The following is a 16,989-nucleotide window of genomic DNA, read 5'->3' as shown; positions in this document are numbered from 1 at the left end:
ATAAAATAAAACGAGGAGGTGAGGAGCATGTCAAATTCTGACTCGGTTCCGTTACCCATATACTTCAAATCAAAAATATATGATGTAGGCAGGAAACGACTTGTTCCTCCCTCTATATTTATCATCATGTAGCGTTTATATGTATGTTTAGGCGCTAGACACTTTCACCGTAAAGTGGATAAATTGAGAAACAAAGCGTTTCTTCCTACGTTGTAAAGGAGGAGACGATAATATGTTATATGCAAACAAAACTGTGGGTAACACGTCATATAAATTAAGCAAAAAATCAATGAAAGAACAAACGATGCTTCAAAAAAATAAAGATTTATTAATTGAAATCGCAACGAGAGATGTAAAATCTGTATTTGCGTATTTTAAAACAACAAGAGATGGATTATCTATGAAAGAGGCACAAAAACGTATTCAAGTATACGGCCGAAATGAATTAACTTCAAAAAGAGCTCGTATTGCAGAAGTGATGATGAAGCTAGGTGGAATGATCCCAGGTTTTTCAAAACAACATGTGAGAGATGGATTACAATGTGAGAAGATTACTGTGTCTCGAGTAGAATGTTCTAGTGTAACAGGTTTAAACGGTGAATTAAAAATGATGGATTTGCCAGTACAAGAGCTTGTTCCAGGAGATATGATTTTCCTTTCAGAAGGTGATACAGTACCAGCAGATGTACGTATCATTTATGCAAATGATCTATTAGTAAATGAATCTGTGCTAACAGGAAACGATGCAAGTATTGAGAAATTTGAAAGTTGTTATCATCTTGAACGCAAACGATTTATTCCTTTGAAAAGAATGAAAGACTATAATCCACTTGAACTTGAAAATGTATGTTTCAAAGGGACGTATATTGTTAGTGGAAATGCAAAAGCTGTAGTAGTTTCAACTGGGAAAAATACGTATACAGGGATTCTTCATACTTGTTGTAGTAAAACGTCTTAATGTGTAAATGATGCTAAATATACAAAAACAATGTATAATAGACAAAGTTGAAAAACGTAGAATGGTAATCTATTTATATAACCTTACGTGATGACGTGGGGTTATTATTTTTTTTGGTAGGAGAGGAATTATGAAAAAAGTATTATTAGTTGATGGTATGGCACTATTATTTCGTGCTTTTTATGCAACAAGTGTCTACGGGCAGTTTATGAAACGACAAGATGGTACCCCTACAAACGGGATTCATGGTTATATGAAACATTTATTAACGGCAATGCAAGCAATTGAACCGACACACATCGTAACATGCTGGGATATGGGAAGTACAACATTTAGAACAGAGTCGTTCTCAAATTATAAAGCGAATCGTGCAGCGCCACCTGAAGAATTAATTCCGCAATTTGATCTAGTGCAAGAAATGACTGCAAAATTATCTGTTCCAGTTATCGGCATGAAAGGGTATGAAGCGGATGATTGTATCGGTACACTAGCAAAACAATACTGCAATGAAGCGGAAGTTTATATTTTAACAGGTGATACGGATTTACTTCAACTTGTTGATAAGAACGTTACAGTTATGCTTCTGCGCAAAGGAATTGGAAATTACGAGTATTACACACCAGAGAAAATTATGGAAGAAAAAGGTGTAGAACCGTGGCAAATCGTGCATGCGAAAGCTTTCATGGGAGATACGAGCGATAATTACCCAGGTGTAAAAGGTATCGGTGAAAAAACAGCGTATAAGCTTATTCAAGAACATGGTACAGTAGCAACTGTACTAGAAAATGTGGCATCATTAACGAAAGCGCAACGTACGAAGATCGAAAGTGATTTAGAGAATTTAAATATTTCATTACAATTAGCGCAAATTCATTGTGAAGTTCCAATTTCATGTTCACTAGAAGAAGGATTACACACAATAGATGAAGAAAAACTACGATTCGTTTGTGAAGAAATGAATTGGGGAAGACCTGAAATGTTAATCAATATGCTGTAAATAGTTTGGAAAGAAGGATGTTGCATAAGTCGAACTTAGACTAGGTGACACCTTCTTTTTTATTTTGAAAAAAAGAATTTTAGTAGATGAAAGTATATGGAATGCAGCTTAAAATATATAAATATTTCGACAAGGTAAATTGATATAAGATGATGCAAATGGCGATTTATGTAATTGAATGAAACGACTATAAAATTGTTTTAGGAGACTCTTTTTTGAGTGTTCACAAAGTTGTCAGAAAATAAACGGAATTTTCATATGAAGTTCAAATGGAATTCACAACAATCAATTATTATAAGAACAACCAGATAATTCTTTATCTTTTATATAAATCATCCCCCAAGGAGGACAATGAAAATGAGAAAAAAAGTGAGAAAATCTTTTAAACAATTATTAATTGAAAATAAACAATCACTATTAAATAATAAAGAAAATATGAAAGAAATTGAGGAACGAATTGAGAAACGACATGTAGCATATAGTGGTGCTAGTAATTAAATAAAATAAAAAAGATAGCCTATAAAGGCTATCTTTTTCATTTTATATTGGAAAAAATGCTATTCCTATCTTTAATCTTGTAAATATACAAGATATTTTTATAGTGCTTTTCTAGCAATTTTTTTCATTTTTCGAGGTTGAAATTGGTATATACCAATTAAAGGGATTAACTATTCATAATATTACAAAAAATGTTACAATACATTAAAAATTACGCTATAAATCATTTTAATATGAAAAATTGGAATGAAAAGAAAGGAGAGGAATATGAATAATGGTGTCGCTTTGAAATGATTATTATCATTTCATTAGGAGTTGATATAAAGCGATGAATAGGTATGAAGAACTGGATTCAATTAGAGGGATTTCTTCATTAGTAGTAATGATTGGCCATCATTTAATGATTTTTTCAGTATTTCAAAATTACAGTTATGAAGATAATAAACCATTTGTTATGTATCTATTAAAAGAAACACCTGCTCGTCTTGTTTTTAGTAGTGGTAACGAATCTGTTATTATCTTTTTTGTTTTGAGTGGATTTGTTTTGTATGAATCTATTCAAAAAAATTATGATAGCTATAGGTCATTCCTTGTAAAGCGTATATGCAGAATTTATATTCCATATATCGTAGCGATACTTATAGCTATTTTATGCCAAACTACAATGAGTGAATATGGAATTTCTCATTTAAGTGAATGGTTTAATCGCTCATGGACGATTGAAAGTTCTTTAAGCCTAATCGTGCAGCATATATTATTGGTTGGGAAATATAATACAGATGCATATAACGGCGTAATTTGGTCACTTGTTCATGAAATGCGAATATCAATCATTTTCCCGTTAGTTTTGATGGTTTGTTTAAGAAAAACGTTGAGGGATTCGTTATTGACATTGTTTAGTTTTAGTATATGCTCTGTTGCGATATTATTTTTATTTCGCTCGAGTTTAACATTAACAAGCTATATGTTAACACCACATTACACGGTGCTATTTTTACTAGGAGCACTAGTTGCGAAGTATAAAAATAATGTAATAATTTTTTATAGTAATCGTACTAAAAATGAGAAAATTGCATGGTTTTTATTAGCGATTTTACTTTATATGTATGAAGGGCTTATCGGAGAAATTAAAGTGCTCAATAATTTTATATTGCGAGACTACGTAGTAGCGATAAGTGCATGTTTATTTGTCATATTAAGTTTAGCAGTATCAACTTTGTCATCGTTGCTGCGTAATAAATACTTGTTATATTTGGGGAAGATTTCTTACAGTCTTTATTTATACCATATCATATCGTTATTTTCCCTTATATACATGCTTCATGAAATATTGCCGTTGCCTATCATTTTAATTTTTTCACTCGTTTTTTCATTTATACTTGCAATGCTTTCTTATATATTTGTAGAAAAATTTGCATTCAGAGTCGGAAAGTATGTAACAAAGCAAGCGAATAGAAAGAAGAAAGAGTTATCTGTAAAGAATGATGTGCAGAATATGAATCAGACAAAGGCGGTGAAATAATTGAAGCAAGAAATTAGTATGAAGGATTTTCAACAGTTATTGAAAAGAAGGATAGTAACAATTATTTTGACGATGTGCTGTTTAACTGTTTCTCTAATTCTTATCTCTATGTACGTATTAAAGCCTTCATATCAATATTCAACACAAATTCTCGTTGGGAATTTAGATGAGTTTAATAAGGAAAATTCAGCAAATAAAACACAGGAAAATAAGCAACTCGTAACTTCGTATGTTGATATTTTAAAAAGTCCACTTATTATTTCAACCGTCAAAAAAACTTTGAAATTAGAGCAATCAAGTTACGAATTAGCTCAAAAGATTTCAGTAGTGAATATGGACAATTCACAAATTGTTACTGTTACAGTAAAAGATTCGGATCCTAAAATTGTAAAAGAAATTGTAAAGTCACTGGCAGAACAATCTCAAAAAAGCTTTCAGCAGTATACGAATGTACAGGGAGTAAAAATATTAACTGACCCTGAGTTACAGGAAAAAGCTGAAAAACTGTTTCCGAAATTTCAACTTATTATCCCTATTTCTTTACTTGTTAGTTTTTTTGTTGGGGTAGGTTTAGCTGTATTTCGAGATTATTTTGATGAGCGTATATACGTCGAACAAGATTTGGAGAAAATAACAACAATCCCTGTTATTGGTTACATAAATATGAAACCGAAAAGAAAAAAGAAATTTACAGAAGTTGATTCGCAATCATCTATATATCGAGGTGAACATGTCGATGTTTAAGACAAAGAAACGGCTTCCATTTGACCCGCATGATACTTTAATGAAAGAGCAGTTTTATACGCTGTATCACGAGTTAAAAAAATCGGGGAAACAAGTGTTCACAATTAGTTCAACGAAGGATAGAGGCGTTGTTGCCTCGTTTATAGTCAATATAGGGCTAGTATTTGCAGAAATGAAAAAAAAGGTGTTACTTATCGATGTGAATTTTTCCGATCCTAAGCTACATCTATTATTACAAAGCAACCATACGAAAACAGTGAATGATATAATAAGCGATCCCTCCTGTAGTTATGAAACTTTCTCTAGTAACTTATCTAAATACTTATATTGTATTCCTGCAAAAAAAACAGTACACACCGGTACACCTTTAGTTGCTACAGATGAATTTGATGATGTAATTGCAAAATGGAAGGAAGATTTTGATTACATTTTCTTGTATTCCTCTGAAGTATTTGAGCTTCCTGCTACGCACATGATTGCAGGAAAATGCGATGGAGTGGTCTTAGCAGTTAAAAAGAGAAAAGATTCCCTACGTACTGTGCAAAAAGTGATAGCAAATATAAAGAAGAAAGAATGTGAATTAATAGGTATAGTTTTATATTCTTGAATGTGGGGGTAACGATTTATGATTCGTGAAACAAATCAAGCCGAGTTGTATACGATTCCGGCCCAAGAAAAGACCAGTATTTTGAATCGAAGTATAAAGCGCTTGTTTGATATTATATTTTCACTCATATTGTTACTAGTTACGCTGCCAATTATGTTGTTTTTTTGTATTATAATTGTTTTCGAAACAGCAGGAGCTCCAATTTATTTTCAAGAACGTTTAGGCATGAATGGGAAGAAATTTAATGTATTTAAATTAAGGTCGATGGTAACAGATGCTGAAATAAATGGACCACAGTGGGCAGATGAAAATGATCCAAGAATTACTAAAGTTGGATCATTTATAAGAAAAACGAGAATTGATGAATTGCCGCAACTTTTCAATATTTTAAAAGGCGATATGTCTTTTGTTGGACCTAGGCCAGAGAGAGAGTATTTTTATAAACAATTTGATACGTATATTCCAGAATTCAAAGACCGCTTAATCGTGAAACCAGGGTTAACAGGATGGGCACAAATAAATGGAGGATATAATCTTGATGCAAAAGAAAAATTGAAGTTGGACATGGAGTATATTGAAATGAAAACGATCAGGATGGATATTCGTATTTTATGTAAAACTGTTTTAATTGTATTGAACCGTAATGGTGCAAGATAAATATATGTAAGTAGGTTGCTTGCAAAGGAGAGCAGGTATGGGTAGATCTATTTTAAATAATATTATCCATCTATTTTATAGCACAATTTTAGCTAATCTTCTTCAGGCTGTGAGTTTAATTGCTTTAGCAAATTTTTTTAATGCACAAAATTATGGGATGTTTAGTGTTGCTATAGCAGTGACGTTTTTTATGTTATTTTTTACAGATTTAGGACTTACTAACACGTTTCTTCGAGAAGGGGCAAAAGATGGAGTAGACTTAGGGAAGATTTTATCGTCGTATATAAAAATAAGGATGATCCTACTTATTTTTATTTCTATAATCGGTTATATTGCTATTCATTATATGTATGCGGATAGAAATGTAATTTACATGATGATAAACGTAATGTTTTTCATGTTAATAGGATTAACTTTCCAAAATATAGGGATTGCCTACTTTCAGTTGATGGAACGAATGAAGTATATAGCACTTATTAAAGTTGTATCAGCGTCAGTTGTTATCATCATTACATGTTTTTGTATTTTCGGAGAGTTACCGGTGTATGTAACAGCTCGTTTATATGCTTTTGGGTATATGATCGGTGGTTTGTTCAGCATATATATCATGAGAAAAAAGAGGAAAATGAATATGAAAGTCGTAATCCATAAAGCATTATTTTGGCAATTAACTCCTTTTATTATTAGTGGTTTTTTAATAATGAGTACCCCGCAATTAGCGCCTATCTTGCTCAACTATACATTGCCATTAAGTATGGTCGGTGTTTTTGCAGTGGCGTACCGGATGCCAGTAGCTTTATATCAAGTGCCAGGAGTGATTGCAGGTGCATTTTTCCCAGTGCTCTTTAAACATTATAATCAGAATAATTTAGAAGAGCATACGAAATTAAATTTACTTCAAATGAAATCAATGGCGATTGTGGGAATATGTATGACAATCGGTTTATATTATTTAGCACCATACTTTATTTCTATATTTTTTCATGAGGAATGGAGCAATGCAGTAGAGCCACTCCAAATATTATCATTTCTCATTGTGCTGCAAAGTTTAAATATTGCTATAGCTGATGGCTTAACAACGAGTGGGCGTCAAAATAAAAGAACTGTTGTGCAATGTATAGCATTAGTGATAGGGGGGATTATGCTTTATAGCTTTAGTAGTATTGGTGGAGTGATAGGAGCGGCTTATGCTATGGTTTTATTTGAAATTGTAGCTTTAATTGGGTATATAGCAGTAAGTGTAGTGAGGAAGAAAATTGTATTCCAAATTGTCATACCTTATACAATTTATTTTGGCGTAACTTTTATTGGGGTGCAATATATGTTGCATACATATCATTTCATTGCGCTCGTTCTGAATACGTTAATCGTAGTAGTTGGTATATTCCTATATGATTATGAGCTGAAAAAACTTCTTTTTTCGTTTATAACAAAAACACGCAAAAAGGATTATATTACGAAACAGGGGATATAGCATATGGAAAATAATATGAAAATGTCGATGAAATGGATTATGCTTCTAATATTATTTGTCATGTTAAGTAAATACAATATATATATTGGATTTTCGTTGAAGATCTATATGATTTTTTTAGTCATATATTTTTGTTTAACAATTAAAAACTTCCATATCCAAAAGCTATATTTTCATGAAGTTGTATTTTTACTATTTTATTTCATCTATTGTTTGAGTGGAATTCTTTCTATATATTTACATGCTAGCATTCGTATGATTTTTGGTGTGTTACTTGTTTTAGGTTGTTATTTTATAATGAGAAATTTATTAGGAAATATTGAAATAGCAACACTTGAATCATCCATTTTTTATGTAGGATTTATATTTAATATTGTAAGCTTAATACTTTATATAGTTGGTTTACAGCACTTTGGGTTATACGGTGGAGAAGAAAGAGAAATTTTTGCCGGACTATTAGTTGATAGAGGATATCCAAGATTAATTGGTTTGCTAGATGATCCTAACATTTTTATTTTTTATAATACAATATTTTTTATGTATTATATGACAAATTTACATAATATGACGAACATTTTAGGATTGATTTTATGTGTTACGACAAGTTTATTAACTTTTTCAAGGGGAGGAATATTAGCGCTTGTGCTTGTCATTTTTGTATATGTATGTACTTCTAGTTTTGCAAAAAAAATAAAAATAATGATGAGTTTACTATTGTTTAGTGTAGTAATTTTTAGCTTATCGAATAGTGTAATGGGTGGCCAATTGGATGACATATTGAATAAACGAATTTCTGATTTTTCGCATGATAATGGAAGTGGCAGATTTACATTATGGGAAGCAGCTTTTAAATATTATTTATCTAATCCATATATCGGAATCGGTGCGTTTAATTTTTCGAATTATTATGAATTTCAATTTAATGAAAAATTATATGTGCACAATACATTTTTAGAAATTTTATCTGAATCGGGTACAATTGGTTTTCTTTTATATAGCGCTTTTTTATTTGTATTAATGTTCAAGTTAACGCAGTATACTTTGTTTCGTGAAAAACCGTATCTTTTATTGACTATGGTTGCATTTTTATTTCAGATGATGTCATTGTCACTCATTATTAACGAAGCGTTCTTTTTATTTTTAGCAATTGTTGTGAAGTACATTTCAATATATGAAGGAAGGGGAAAGATAGATGGTAAAATGTCTATCAGCACATAATAAGGCGCCTCATGTTTCTGTAATAACACCTTCTTATAATAGTATACGATTTATAGGTGAGACGATTGTATCTGTACAAAATCAATCATATGAAAATTGGGAGATGATTATCGTTGATGACGCTTCAACTGACGAATCTGTTACAAAAATTAAAGAGATAATAGAAGGAGACTCGCGTATTAGGTTAGTATCATTAAAAGAAAATATTGGTGCTGCTAAGGCTCGGAATATAGCAATTCAAGAGGCGAGAGGAAGGTATATTGCCTTTTTAGATAGTGATGATATATGGTTACCGCATAAATTGAAGACACAATTGTTATTTATGGAAGAAATGAGTGTGGCCTTTTCATATGCATCGTATAGTTTAATCGATGAAAACGGTAATGGACTAAATCGAGAAGTGAATGTACCGAAATCTGTTGACTATCATTGTTTGGCAGGAAATACAATTATCGGATGTTTAACAGTAATAATTGATCGTGAAAAAATTCCGCATATTGAAATGCCTAGTGTACAGCCGGAAGATACGGCGTTATGGCTGAAATTATTACATGAAGGGCATGAAGCGAAAGGGATACAGCAAGTATTAGCGAAGTATCGAATTGTAGCAAATTCGGTTTCCAGAAATAAAATTAAAGCAGCTTTTCGGTATTGGAAATTATTAAGAGACCAAAAATGTCTTAATGCAGTGCAAATCTTTTACTATTTTAGTAAGTATGCTTATCATGCCTATAGAAAAAATAAAATCCATGTAGTTGGGAAGACGCAATTATGAATATACTTTTGATGACAGATAAATTGATAACAGGCGGAGCTGAAAGTTATTTCTGTAAATTGGAAAGTAATTTGCGTTATGAGGATTTTAAGGTTTATACAGCTGCAGGTGATGGAGAGCTATATGAATCTCTTACTAGAAAAGAAAATTTTATGTTACTTAGCCGATGGAATCATTTGAGAAATATTTATTACTTACGAAACGAAATTTGTAAACGAAAGATAGAACTTATTCATGCCAATAGTTTACGAATGGTATTATATGCTTTTCTACTTCAAAAGTTTATGAAAAAAAAGATGAAAATTGTGTATACGAAACATAATGTAACGATATTAGAAAAGAAAATGCCAATTCTTTTTCGTTATTTCATGAATAAATATGTGAACAATATTATTACAGTAAGTGAGTTTGAAAAAAATAACTTACTTTCAATGCATGTAGCTGAAGAGAAAGTAAAGACAATTTATAACGGTGTGGATATAGAAAAGTTTTTATTCCAACAGAAAAAGAAAGAATCTATTTATAAAATAGGGATATTAGCTAGACTATCCAAGGAGAAAAACCATCAACTATTTGTAAAAATTGCAAATGTGTTGAAAAAAAGAGATGATTTTTTGTTTTATATTGCTGGTGATGGGCCAGAAAAAGAATCTATTATGAACGAAATAGAAAAGTATGGATTGCAACAAAGGGTAACAATGTTAGGGAATATTTCAGATCCGCATAGGTTTATAGGAAATATGGATGCCTTACTTTTATTATCTTTTCGTGAAGTGTTTCCAATGGTAGTAATTGAAGCAATGGCTACAGGGACACCAATTGTTTCAATAGATGTTGGCGGAATAAATGAAGCGGTAATAAATGGAGAATCAGGTGTTTTGATACATGAATATTGTGAATCTGAATTTGCAAGTGCACTTGAGGAACTACAGGGGAATGAAGAAAAGGTGAATGATATTAGACTGAAAGCACGAGAGAAAGCAGAGAGGTATTTCTCGTTAACTAAAATGATAGAAGAAACGAAAGGTATATATGAATTAAACAAATGACTGTACAGGTCGTTTGTTTTTTTTTATTATAGAAACTTTTAAGAGAAAACTCACATATTATATGAAAAAGGTAATATGAGGAGTGAATTTATTTTGTCAGAATATATTTCTTCCCAAGAAGATTGTGCACCAGAAAATAGCGTTCATATTGATTGTTTTGGAGCAGTACCGAACTCAGGAAATGATAGCTCATTAGCAATTCAGCAAGCTATAAATTATTGTGTAGCGAATCGAATTTCGACGGTTAGAATTACAGGGGTAAATACGTATAAAATTGTAAAGCCAATTATTATTAAATCAAACGTAAGATTAGAGTTAGATCCTACTGTAACGCTACAAATCGATGGAGATTTTAATGTGTTTGAACTGCAACAAAATGCATCTATAACAGGTGGTACAGTTCAAGTTATAAATCCACTGTTTCAATCTGCTGTTATTTATGTTTCCGGTTCACAACAAATAGAAGTTCCTAATTACTCTCTTATATCAAATATAAATATAATAAATGCAACGTCGTCATATAAAGGTAAGGCTATACACTTTTATTGTCAAAAAGCATGGGATTATATTAGTTTCTTTCAAGTTAACTTTATTCAAATTAAAAACTTTCAAACTGCAATACATTTAAAGACAGAATATATAGATGATATCAATACACCTTGCTGGATTAACGCAAATGTATTTCAATCTATATTTATTGATGGATGTCAGTATGGGATAGAAGTTGATGGAAACAGTGATTTACCAAATGAAAGTTCAGGAAATACGTTTCATGATATTCAAGTGCAATGTAGACAGCAAACGAAAAAAGTAATTCGTTGTACCGGCGCCTATAATACATTTGATTGTATGATTTGGGATACGTACCGGATGAGTAGTGAACAGATTGTCATTGAATTTTCTTCTAATTCGCATCGTAACTACCTTTTTTCAAATTTACTTTCTACAACTATTGTAGATAAAGGGCAATACAATGTTTGTAAGTCTACCTATGAAGAATCTCTTCGAATTCAGTTACCGATTACGTTAAATAAACCACATTTAATAGGGAATCAAGATGATATTTTAGTAAACGCTCAGCAGAAGTATACTGTTAAGCAAGTAAGTGGGAAATTACCGTACGGGGGGACTCTCGCAAATTGTTTTAATTTAATAGATGAACAAAGTGTAAACTATATTGATGTTCCAGATAGTAATCCAGTTGTGATTGAACTAGATTTCACGAAAAATCCAATCAAAATGTTAAATTGTTTTGGAATGTATTTTGGGTGGGGAGAGAGCCCGAAGAAAATTAAAGTTGAATATGCATTAAGTGCAACTGGAAATTGGGTTGTTGCGTCGGATGTTCCATTAAATGTAGGCGATACAATTATATCGAATATGAAGGCGAATCAGTTATATAAAGTTAGAATTACATTAAGTGGTTATTCTCAAGATCATAAGCGTTTTCGGATTAATCGTATGTTTGCAAGATCGTCGATGGAAAATGGGAATGCTTGGTTAGCGACAACTGGCGGAAGAATGTTTGGAGATATTGAAATAGAGGCAAGTAAAGGTATAATTATGAAGACTGTTAGTGGAGCGAAATGGAAAGTAACAATTAATGAGGCAGGTCAACTTATTACGACTAAATTAACTTGAGACGATGCCTAAGTGTATATCCTTGGACGAGTTATTGAGTAGGACGATAAAGGTAATGAAAAAGAGATTGTAATTTGGTTTCAACCAAACTACAATCTCTTTTTGTTTCATTTAACGCCACCAAATCCAAGTCCAAAGGTAGTTTCGTATATTCCGAGGAGTAATGCGAATAAAACGTTCCCCGTCAAAGAAGCAATTTAAATTTGGAACTATTTCATCTTCGTTTTCTGGAACAAAAGTGACGATGTTTTCGTTACTTGTAACGGTTACTGTAATTGGTGGATCGGTAGGCGAGGCTTGAAGTTGTAACGAAATATTAGCCGTATTTTTAAACTCATTAGTAACAGGTGGACTTATCACTTGTACGGTGAATAACACAATAATTGTTTCGCTTGGTTCTAAATTAGTAGCAACTAGGAAACCGATATTCGGATTCGCTAGTGGAGAGCGTTCTCCGTTAATGGAGACGGTGCCGCTCATAAATTGTAAACCTACTGGAATAGTATCCTGTAAAGAAATATTTAAGAGTGAAATCTCAGAAGTATTTGTAATACGCACCGTGTAATCAAAATATTGATTGAAATAAGCTGAGCTGACGGAAGCGTTTTTCGTGACTGCCGCAGTTACAAATTGAACTGGTATACGAACAATATTCGAATTAACAACGAAAGTAATAATCGGATCCTGTGGTGTCAATTGGAAAGCGGCTGTAACTGTTGCAGAATTTATAATTGTACTGTTTGAAGGAATAGAAGTTACAAGAACTTTAAATGTTATCGTTGCTACTCCATCTGCAGGTAAAGAGCCGATATTCATACCAGTGTCTGGACGGATATTTGGAACTTGAGTACCATTAATTGATACGCTGTTTTCTATAAATGTTGTACCGGCTGGAATTATATCTAGGACGGAAGTACTGATTGTAGGAATTGGTGAATGATTTATCACCTCTAATGTGAAAGTTATGATGTCCCCTGTCGCCACGATAGATTTATCGGCTGTTTTTTCAATACTAACCATTGGATCAACTATTATTGTTGTAACAGTATTTGTTTGCTTTGTAACGGTATTTATTTGCCTTGTAATCGTAATAGGAGGTTCGGTTGGACCGACAATAGGTGTATAGGAAATAGTAGCATCGTTATTGATTGTAGATTGAAGAGTAGAAGAAGATATTGTCACTTGGAATGTAATAATAACAGATTCGTTTGGAGCAAGGTTGCCTAGCGTAATACCATTTTCAGGATTCGCATTAGGTTGATTGATTCCGTTAATCGTAACACTACCAATAACGAATGTCGTATCTACTGGTGCCGTGTCTACTAGAAGAAGATCTTCAATAGTGATATTACCACTATTAGTAATCGTAATGGTGTACGTTAAAGTTTGACCAGGTAAGGCACTCGTGAAATCAACAGCTTTTATCGCAATGACATTATCATTTTGGACGGTTGTTGTAACAGTATTTGTTGTGGTTGTATTTGTAACAGGTGCGTTATTTGGATTGACAGTATAGTTAAAGGTAGTAATTGCATTGTTGTTAAGTTCATTTGGTGTTGGGATAGAAGTCACAAAAACTTGGAATGAAGCGATAGCATCTCCACCAACAATTATAGTGTCAATTGGTATACCGCTTACTGGATTAACTCCCGGAAGCGTTTTTCCGTTTACAATAACGCTATTTTCTATAAATGTGGTACCTTGAGGAATTATATCTTGAATGACTACATCATTTGCTGCAACATTACCAGTTTGATTGAGTGTAATCGTATACGTTAACGTATCACCGACAGTTGCAAATGCCAGGTCAACAGCTTTATTACTATTTAAAGTCGCGTGATTAATTTCTGTTACGGCAGCTGATGAAATAATAGTTTCTGTAATAGGTGGTCGATCTGGTAACGTGTATTGAAATTTAATTGTACTCGTGTTAGAAATTGGATTTGTTTGTGGGATCGAAGTAACACGTACTTGGAATAGAATAGTTGCTGTTGTATTAGGCGGAATGTTATCAATTTGTATCCCGCTAAGTGGATTGTCATTTGGACGAGCGTTGCCATTCGCAATAACACTGTTCTCTATAAAGTTCGTATTTGCTGGGATGATATCTGTCACGATAATGTTTTCTACTTGTATATTCCCGTTGTTTGTGATGGAAATTGTGTAAGGGATAATCGTTTGTAGGTCACCGTATTGGATAGGCGTTGTTTTTGTTGCGACTACAGTAGCAGTAATAACTTCAGTGAAGGTAATATTACTAGTCGATATTTGTTCTTCTCCATTTATCGTATAACGAGAAGTTGATTGATTTTGAACATGGCCGCTAGCTGGAAGCGCTATGACGGTAACAGAAAATGTGACTGGGATAGAAATGTTAGGAGCAATCGTTCCTACAAGTATACCGGTACTTGGATTGGCGTTAAGCTGCGGAATGTTATTTACTAAAACGCTACCGTCAATAAAAGTAGTTCCACCAGGAATATTGTCTGTAAATACAACAGCAGTGGCATCTGTATTCCCTGTATTCGTTAAAGTTGTTGTATAAGTTAAAATGTCACCAATTGTTACAGAAGTTAAATCAACGGTTTTAAGTGAAACGATATCAGCATCATTAATTTGAACGAAAGTAGTGTTGGAAGTAGTCGATTTTTGAATTGGTGCAAAATCAGGGTTGAAAATAAAGTCGTAGACGATGTTTGCAGTATTAGGTGTTGGGTTTACAGCAGGTAAATTCGTAACGGAAACTTGGAACGTTATTGTAGTCGCTTGACTTGACGCAATATTAGGAATAGAAAAACCGATATTTGGATCTGCTGCAGGAAGTACCGTGTTGTTAACTATTACACTTCCTGGAATAAAGACTGTTCCATCTTCTATCGTATCTGTAAAAAAGATGGAGTTAGTTGTAGTGGATCCGTTATTTTGAATGAGTACTGTATATTCAATAGTTTCATCAATATTAGCTAATATTGTATTAGCAGATTTTGTAGCGATAAGAATAGCATCAATAAATTGTATATTTGTAGTATTGGAAGATGTCGTTTCTGAAATTGGTGGTAAGCTTGGGTCTGGCTGATACTCATAGTGGATGACGGCGATATTATTAATGTTATTTTGAGGAGGTATAGAGACTACATTTACTTGGAATGTAACGATAATTGTATTGTTTGGAAGGATAATATTAAGGGTGATTCCGGTAATTGGATTCTCGTTAGGTCTTGGTATACCATCTACAAGAATGCTATTTGGAATGAATGTGGTGCCAGCAGCAATTGCGTCAATTAGGAGAGTATTTGTAATAGGTACTGTACCAGCGTTTGTAACTGCGACTGTATATGTGATGATTTGACCGATGCGTGTAATAGATCTGTTAGCGGATTTAATTGCACTAATATTTGCTGTACGGATTTCAGTATTTACTGCATTTGATAACGATCTACGCTGAATAATTGGAGAACTAGGCTCAATTTGGTATTCATACGAAGTGTCTGAAATGTTAATGACTGTATTGCCAGGAGGTATACTTGTAAGTTGTACTTGGAATGAAATAGTGACTGTTTCATCTGGTTGTATCGTGCCAAGAGTTATTCCATTTTCAGGGTTCGCACCAGGCTGAATGACATTATTTATTGATAAGCTATCTTCAATGAATATCGTACCTTCTGGAATATTGTCAATGAACAATGTATTGTTAGCCGGAACAGTTCCTATATTTTGTAGTGTATTTGTGTAGGTAATATTTTGCCCGATGGATACGAAAGTAACATCTGCCTGCTTAACAGAAATAATATTTGCATTTTGAAGTGATGTTGTAACGATATTAGAGGTTGCAGAGCGATTCACTGGGGGAGCTGTAGGAATGCTTACATATTGGTACGTTGCTGAAGATTGATTTACAATTTCGGTTTCAGTAGGTGGATTGTTTGTTTGTACTTGAAATAGTATTGTTTTGGAACTATTTGATGGGATCGTTCCAATTGATATTCCGTTTTCTGGATTTGTATCAGGCTGAAGTACACCGTTAATTGTGACACTGTCGGGAACGAATGTAGTCCCAGCTGGAATCGAATCTGTAAAAATAATATTTATTGCGTCAACATTGCCGATATTTTTCACTTCAGAAATATAAAGGATCGTTCCACCAATATCTACAGTTGTTGGATTGGATGTTTTTGTAATTGTTAATTGTGCTTGCACGAAATTTGTAATGACGATATTACTAGTAGATGTTTCCGTAATAGGCGGTTGCCCTGGATCTGGTTGAATTGTATATGTTGTATTGGATTGATTTGTAATCGATTGTTGCGAGAATGGATCGTTAATAAGAATTTGGAACGAAATAAGGTGAGTAGCGTTTGCTGCTAGGTTAGGCAAAGTAACACCTGCATTTGGATTGGCACCAAGTATAGCTGTTCCGTTAAGTGTAAAACTATTGTCTACGAATGTAGTCCCTTCTGGAAGAGTATCTGAAAATATAAGATTTGAAGCAGGAATATTTCCGGTATTCTCTAGCGTTATCGTATAAGTCAAAATATCACCTGTTGTTGCTTGTTGTGCATTGACTCCTTTTAAAGAAAGGATAGTCGCATCCGAAATTTGTGTGACTGCTGGATTAGACGTTATTGTTCGAGAGATGATAGGAGCGGTTGGATCGGCGATAAAAGTATAGGAAATACGGGCTATATTAGAAATTGGATTCACGCTTGGAATGGATTGAACGATCACTTGGAATGTTATGGTGATAATGTCTGAAGGCGCTATGGAGTTTAATGGTATCCCTACGTTTGGATCGGCACCTGGAGCTGAAACGCCATTAATGGTTACGCTATTCGGAATAAATGCAGTTCCT

The 16,989-nt window shown here is 33.1% G+C and carries 13 protein-coding genes; 12 read left to right on the top strand and 1 reads right to left on the bottom strand.

Features of this window, described 5'->3' with window-relative positions; all coding sequences use genetic code 11:
- The first annotated feature begins 232 nt into the window (after positions 1-232).
- From BAQ46_RS21235 to BAQ46_RS21180, 12 genes are all read left to right on the top strand, one after another.
- Complete coding sequence (locus BAQ46_RS21235; RefSeq protein ID WP_000964968.1) at positions 233-958, top strand: P-type ATPase actuator domain-containing protein; 726 nt, start codon at positions 233-235, stop codon at positions 956-958.
- 130 nt (positions 959-1,088) lie between these two features.
- The gene (locus tag BAQ46_RS21230; RefSeq protein ID WP_000757054.1) at positions 1,089-1,955 is read left to right on the top strand and encodes a 5'-3' exonuclease; all 867 of its coding nucleotides are present in this window, start codon (positions 1,089-1,091) and stop codon (positions 1,953-1,955) included.
- A gap of 357 nt (positions 1,956-2,312) precedes the next feature.
- The gene (locus BAQ46_RS21225; protein WP_001228048.1) at positions 2,313-2,453 is read left to right on the top strand and encodes an FbpB family small basic protein; all 141 of its coding nucleotides are present in this window, start codon (positions 2,313-2,315) and stop codon (positions 2,451-2,453) included.
- 328 nt (positions 2,454-2,781) lie between these two features.
- A complete protein-coding gene (locus BAQ46_RS21220) occupies positions 2,782-3,975 on the top strand; it encodes an acyltransferase family protein (RefSeq protein WP_061130693.1) in 1,194 nt (397 codons plus the stop codon).
- Entirely contained in the window at positions 3,976-4,719 is a 744-nt protein-coding gene (locus BAQ46_RS21215; RefSeq protein ID WP_061130692.1) for a YveK family protein, read from the top strand.
- Positions 4,706-5,326, top strand: coding sequence for a CpsD/CapB family tyrosine-protein kinase (locus BAQ46_RS21210; RefSeq protein ID WP_041184092.1), 621 nt, complete (start codon positions 4,706-4,708; stop codon positions 5,324-5,326). The genes BAQ46_RS21215 and BAQ46_RS21210 overlap by 14 nt, the downstream gene beginning before the upstream one ends.
- Before the next feature lie 18 nt (positions 5,327-5,344).
- Positions 5,345-5,983: a sugar transferase gene (locus BAQ46_RS21205; RefSeq protein WP_071742714.1), complete on the top strand. Its 639-nt coding sequence runs from the start codon at positions 5,345-5,347 to the stop codon at positions 5,981-5,983.
- Between the two features lie 37 nt (positions 5,984-6,020).
- Positions 6,021-7,457 carry an oligosaccharide flippase family protein gene (locus BAQ46_RS21200; RefSeq protein ID WP_071742712.1) on the top strand — a complete coding sequence of 479 codons (1,437 nt, stop codon included), beginning with the start codon at positions 6,021-6,023 and terminating at the stop codon, positions 7,455-7,457.
- Between the two features lie 3 nt (positions 7,458-7,460).
- Complete coding sequence (locus tag BAQ46_RS21195) at positions 7,461-8,675, top strand: O-antigen ligase family protein (protein WP_071742710.1); 1,215 nt, start codon at positions 7,461-7,463, stop codon at positions 8,673-8,675.
- Positions 8,650-9,450 (top strand): glycosyltransferase family 2 protein, encoded by an 801-nt coding sequence (locus tag BAQ46_RS21190; RefSeq protein ID WP_071742709.1) that lies wholly within the window; start codon positions 8,650-8,652, stop codon positions 9,448-9,450. Before BAQ46_RS21195 ends, BAQ46_RS21190 begins: the two co-directional genes overlap by 26 nt.
- On the top strand, positions 9,447-10,499 hold the full coding sequence (locus BAQ46_RS21185; RefSeq protein ID WP_071742707.1) for a glycosyltransferase family 4 protein: 1,053 nt from the start codon (positions 9,447-9,449) through the stop codon (positions 10,497-10,499). The genes BAQ46_RS21190 and BAQ46_RS21185 overlap by 4 nt, the downstream gene beginning before the upstream one ends.
- Before the next feature lie 93 nt (positions 10,500-10,592).
- On the top strand, positions 10,593-12,140 hold the full coding sequence (locus BAQ46_RS21180) for a hypothetical protein (RefSeq protein WP_071742705.1): 1,548 nt from the start codon (positions 10,593-10,595) through the stop codon (positions 12,138-12,140).
- A 111-nt stretch (positions 12,141-12,251) separates the two neighbouring features.
- Here the strand turns inward: BAQ46_RS21180 and BAQ46_RS21175 are convergent.
- A partial coding sequence (locus BAQ46_RS21175; RefSeq protein ID WP_116777255.1) for a beta strand repeat-containing protein occupies positions 12,252-16,989 on the bottom strand: 4,738 nt, incomplete at its 5' end.

It is taken from the genome of Bacillus paranthracis, assembly GCF_001883995.1.
GTDB lineage: Bacteria > Bacillota > Bacilli > Bacillales > Bacillaceae_G > Bacillus_A > Bacillus_A paranthracis.
This window is presented reverse-complemented; position numbering and strand designations above follow the sequence as displayed.

Bases quoted from the DNA above. Each gene is read 5' to 3' on its own strand.
- BAQ46_RS21235 (WP_000964968.1), top strand. From the start codon at position 233: ATGTTATATGCAAACAAAACTGTGGGTAACACGTCATATAAATTAAGC.
- BAQ46_RS21230 (WP_000757054.1), top strand. From the start codon at position 1,089: ATGAAAAAAGTATTATTAGTTGATGGTATGGCACTATTATTTCGTGCT.
- BAQ46_RS21225 (WP_001228048.1), top strand. From the start codon at position 2,313: ATGAGAAAAAAAGTGAGAAAATCTTTTAAACAATTATTAATTGAAAAT.
- BAQ46_RS21220 (WP_061130693.1), top strand. From the start codon at position 2,782: ATGAATAGGTATGAAGAACTGGATTCAATTAGAGGGATTTCTTCATTA.
- BAQ46_RS21210 (WP_041184092.1), top strand. From the start codon at position 4,706: ATGTCGATGTTTAAGACAAAGAAACGGCTTCCATTTGACCCGCATGAT.
- BAQ46_RS21205 (WP_071742714.1), top strand. From the start codon at position 5,345: ATGATTCGTGAAACAAATCAAGCCGAGTTGTATACGATTCCGGCCCAA.
- BAQ46_RS21200 (WP_071742712.1), top strand. From the start codon at position 6,021: ATGGGTAGATCTATTTTAAATAATATTATCCATCTATTTTATAGCACA.
- BAQ46_RS21195 (WP_071742710.1), top strand. From the start codon at position 7,461: ATGGAAAATAATATGAAAATGTCGATGAAATGGATTATGCTTCTAATA.
- BAQ46_RS21190 (WP_071742709.1), top strand. From the start codon at position 8,650: ATGGTAAAATGTCTATCAGCACATAATAAGGCGCCTCATGTTTCTGTA.
- BAQ46_RS21185 (WP_071742707.1), top strand. From the start codon at position 9,447: ATGAATATACTTTTGATGACAGATAAATTGATAACAGGCGGAGCTGAA.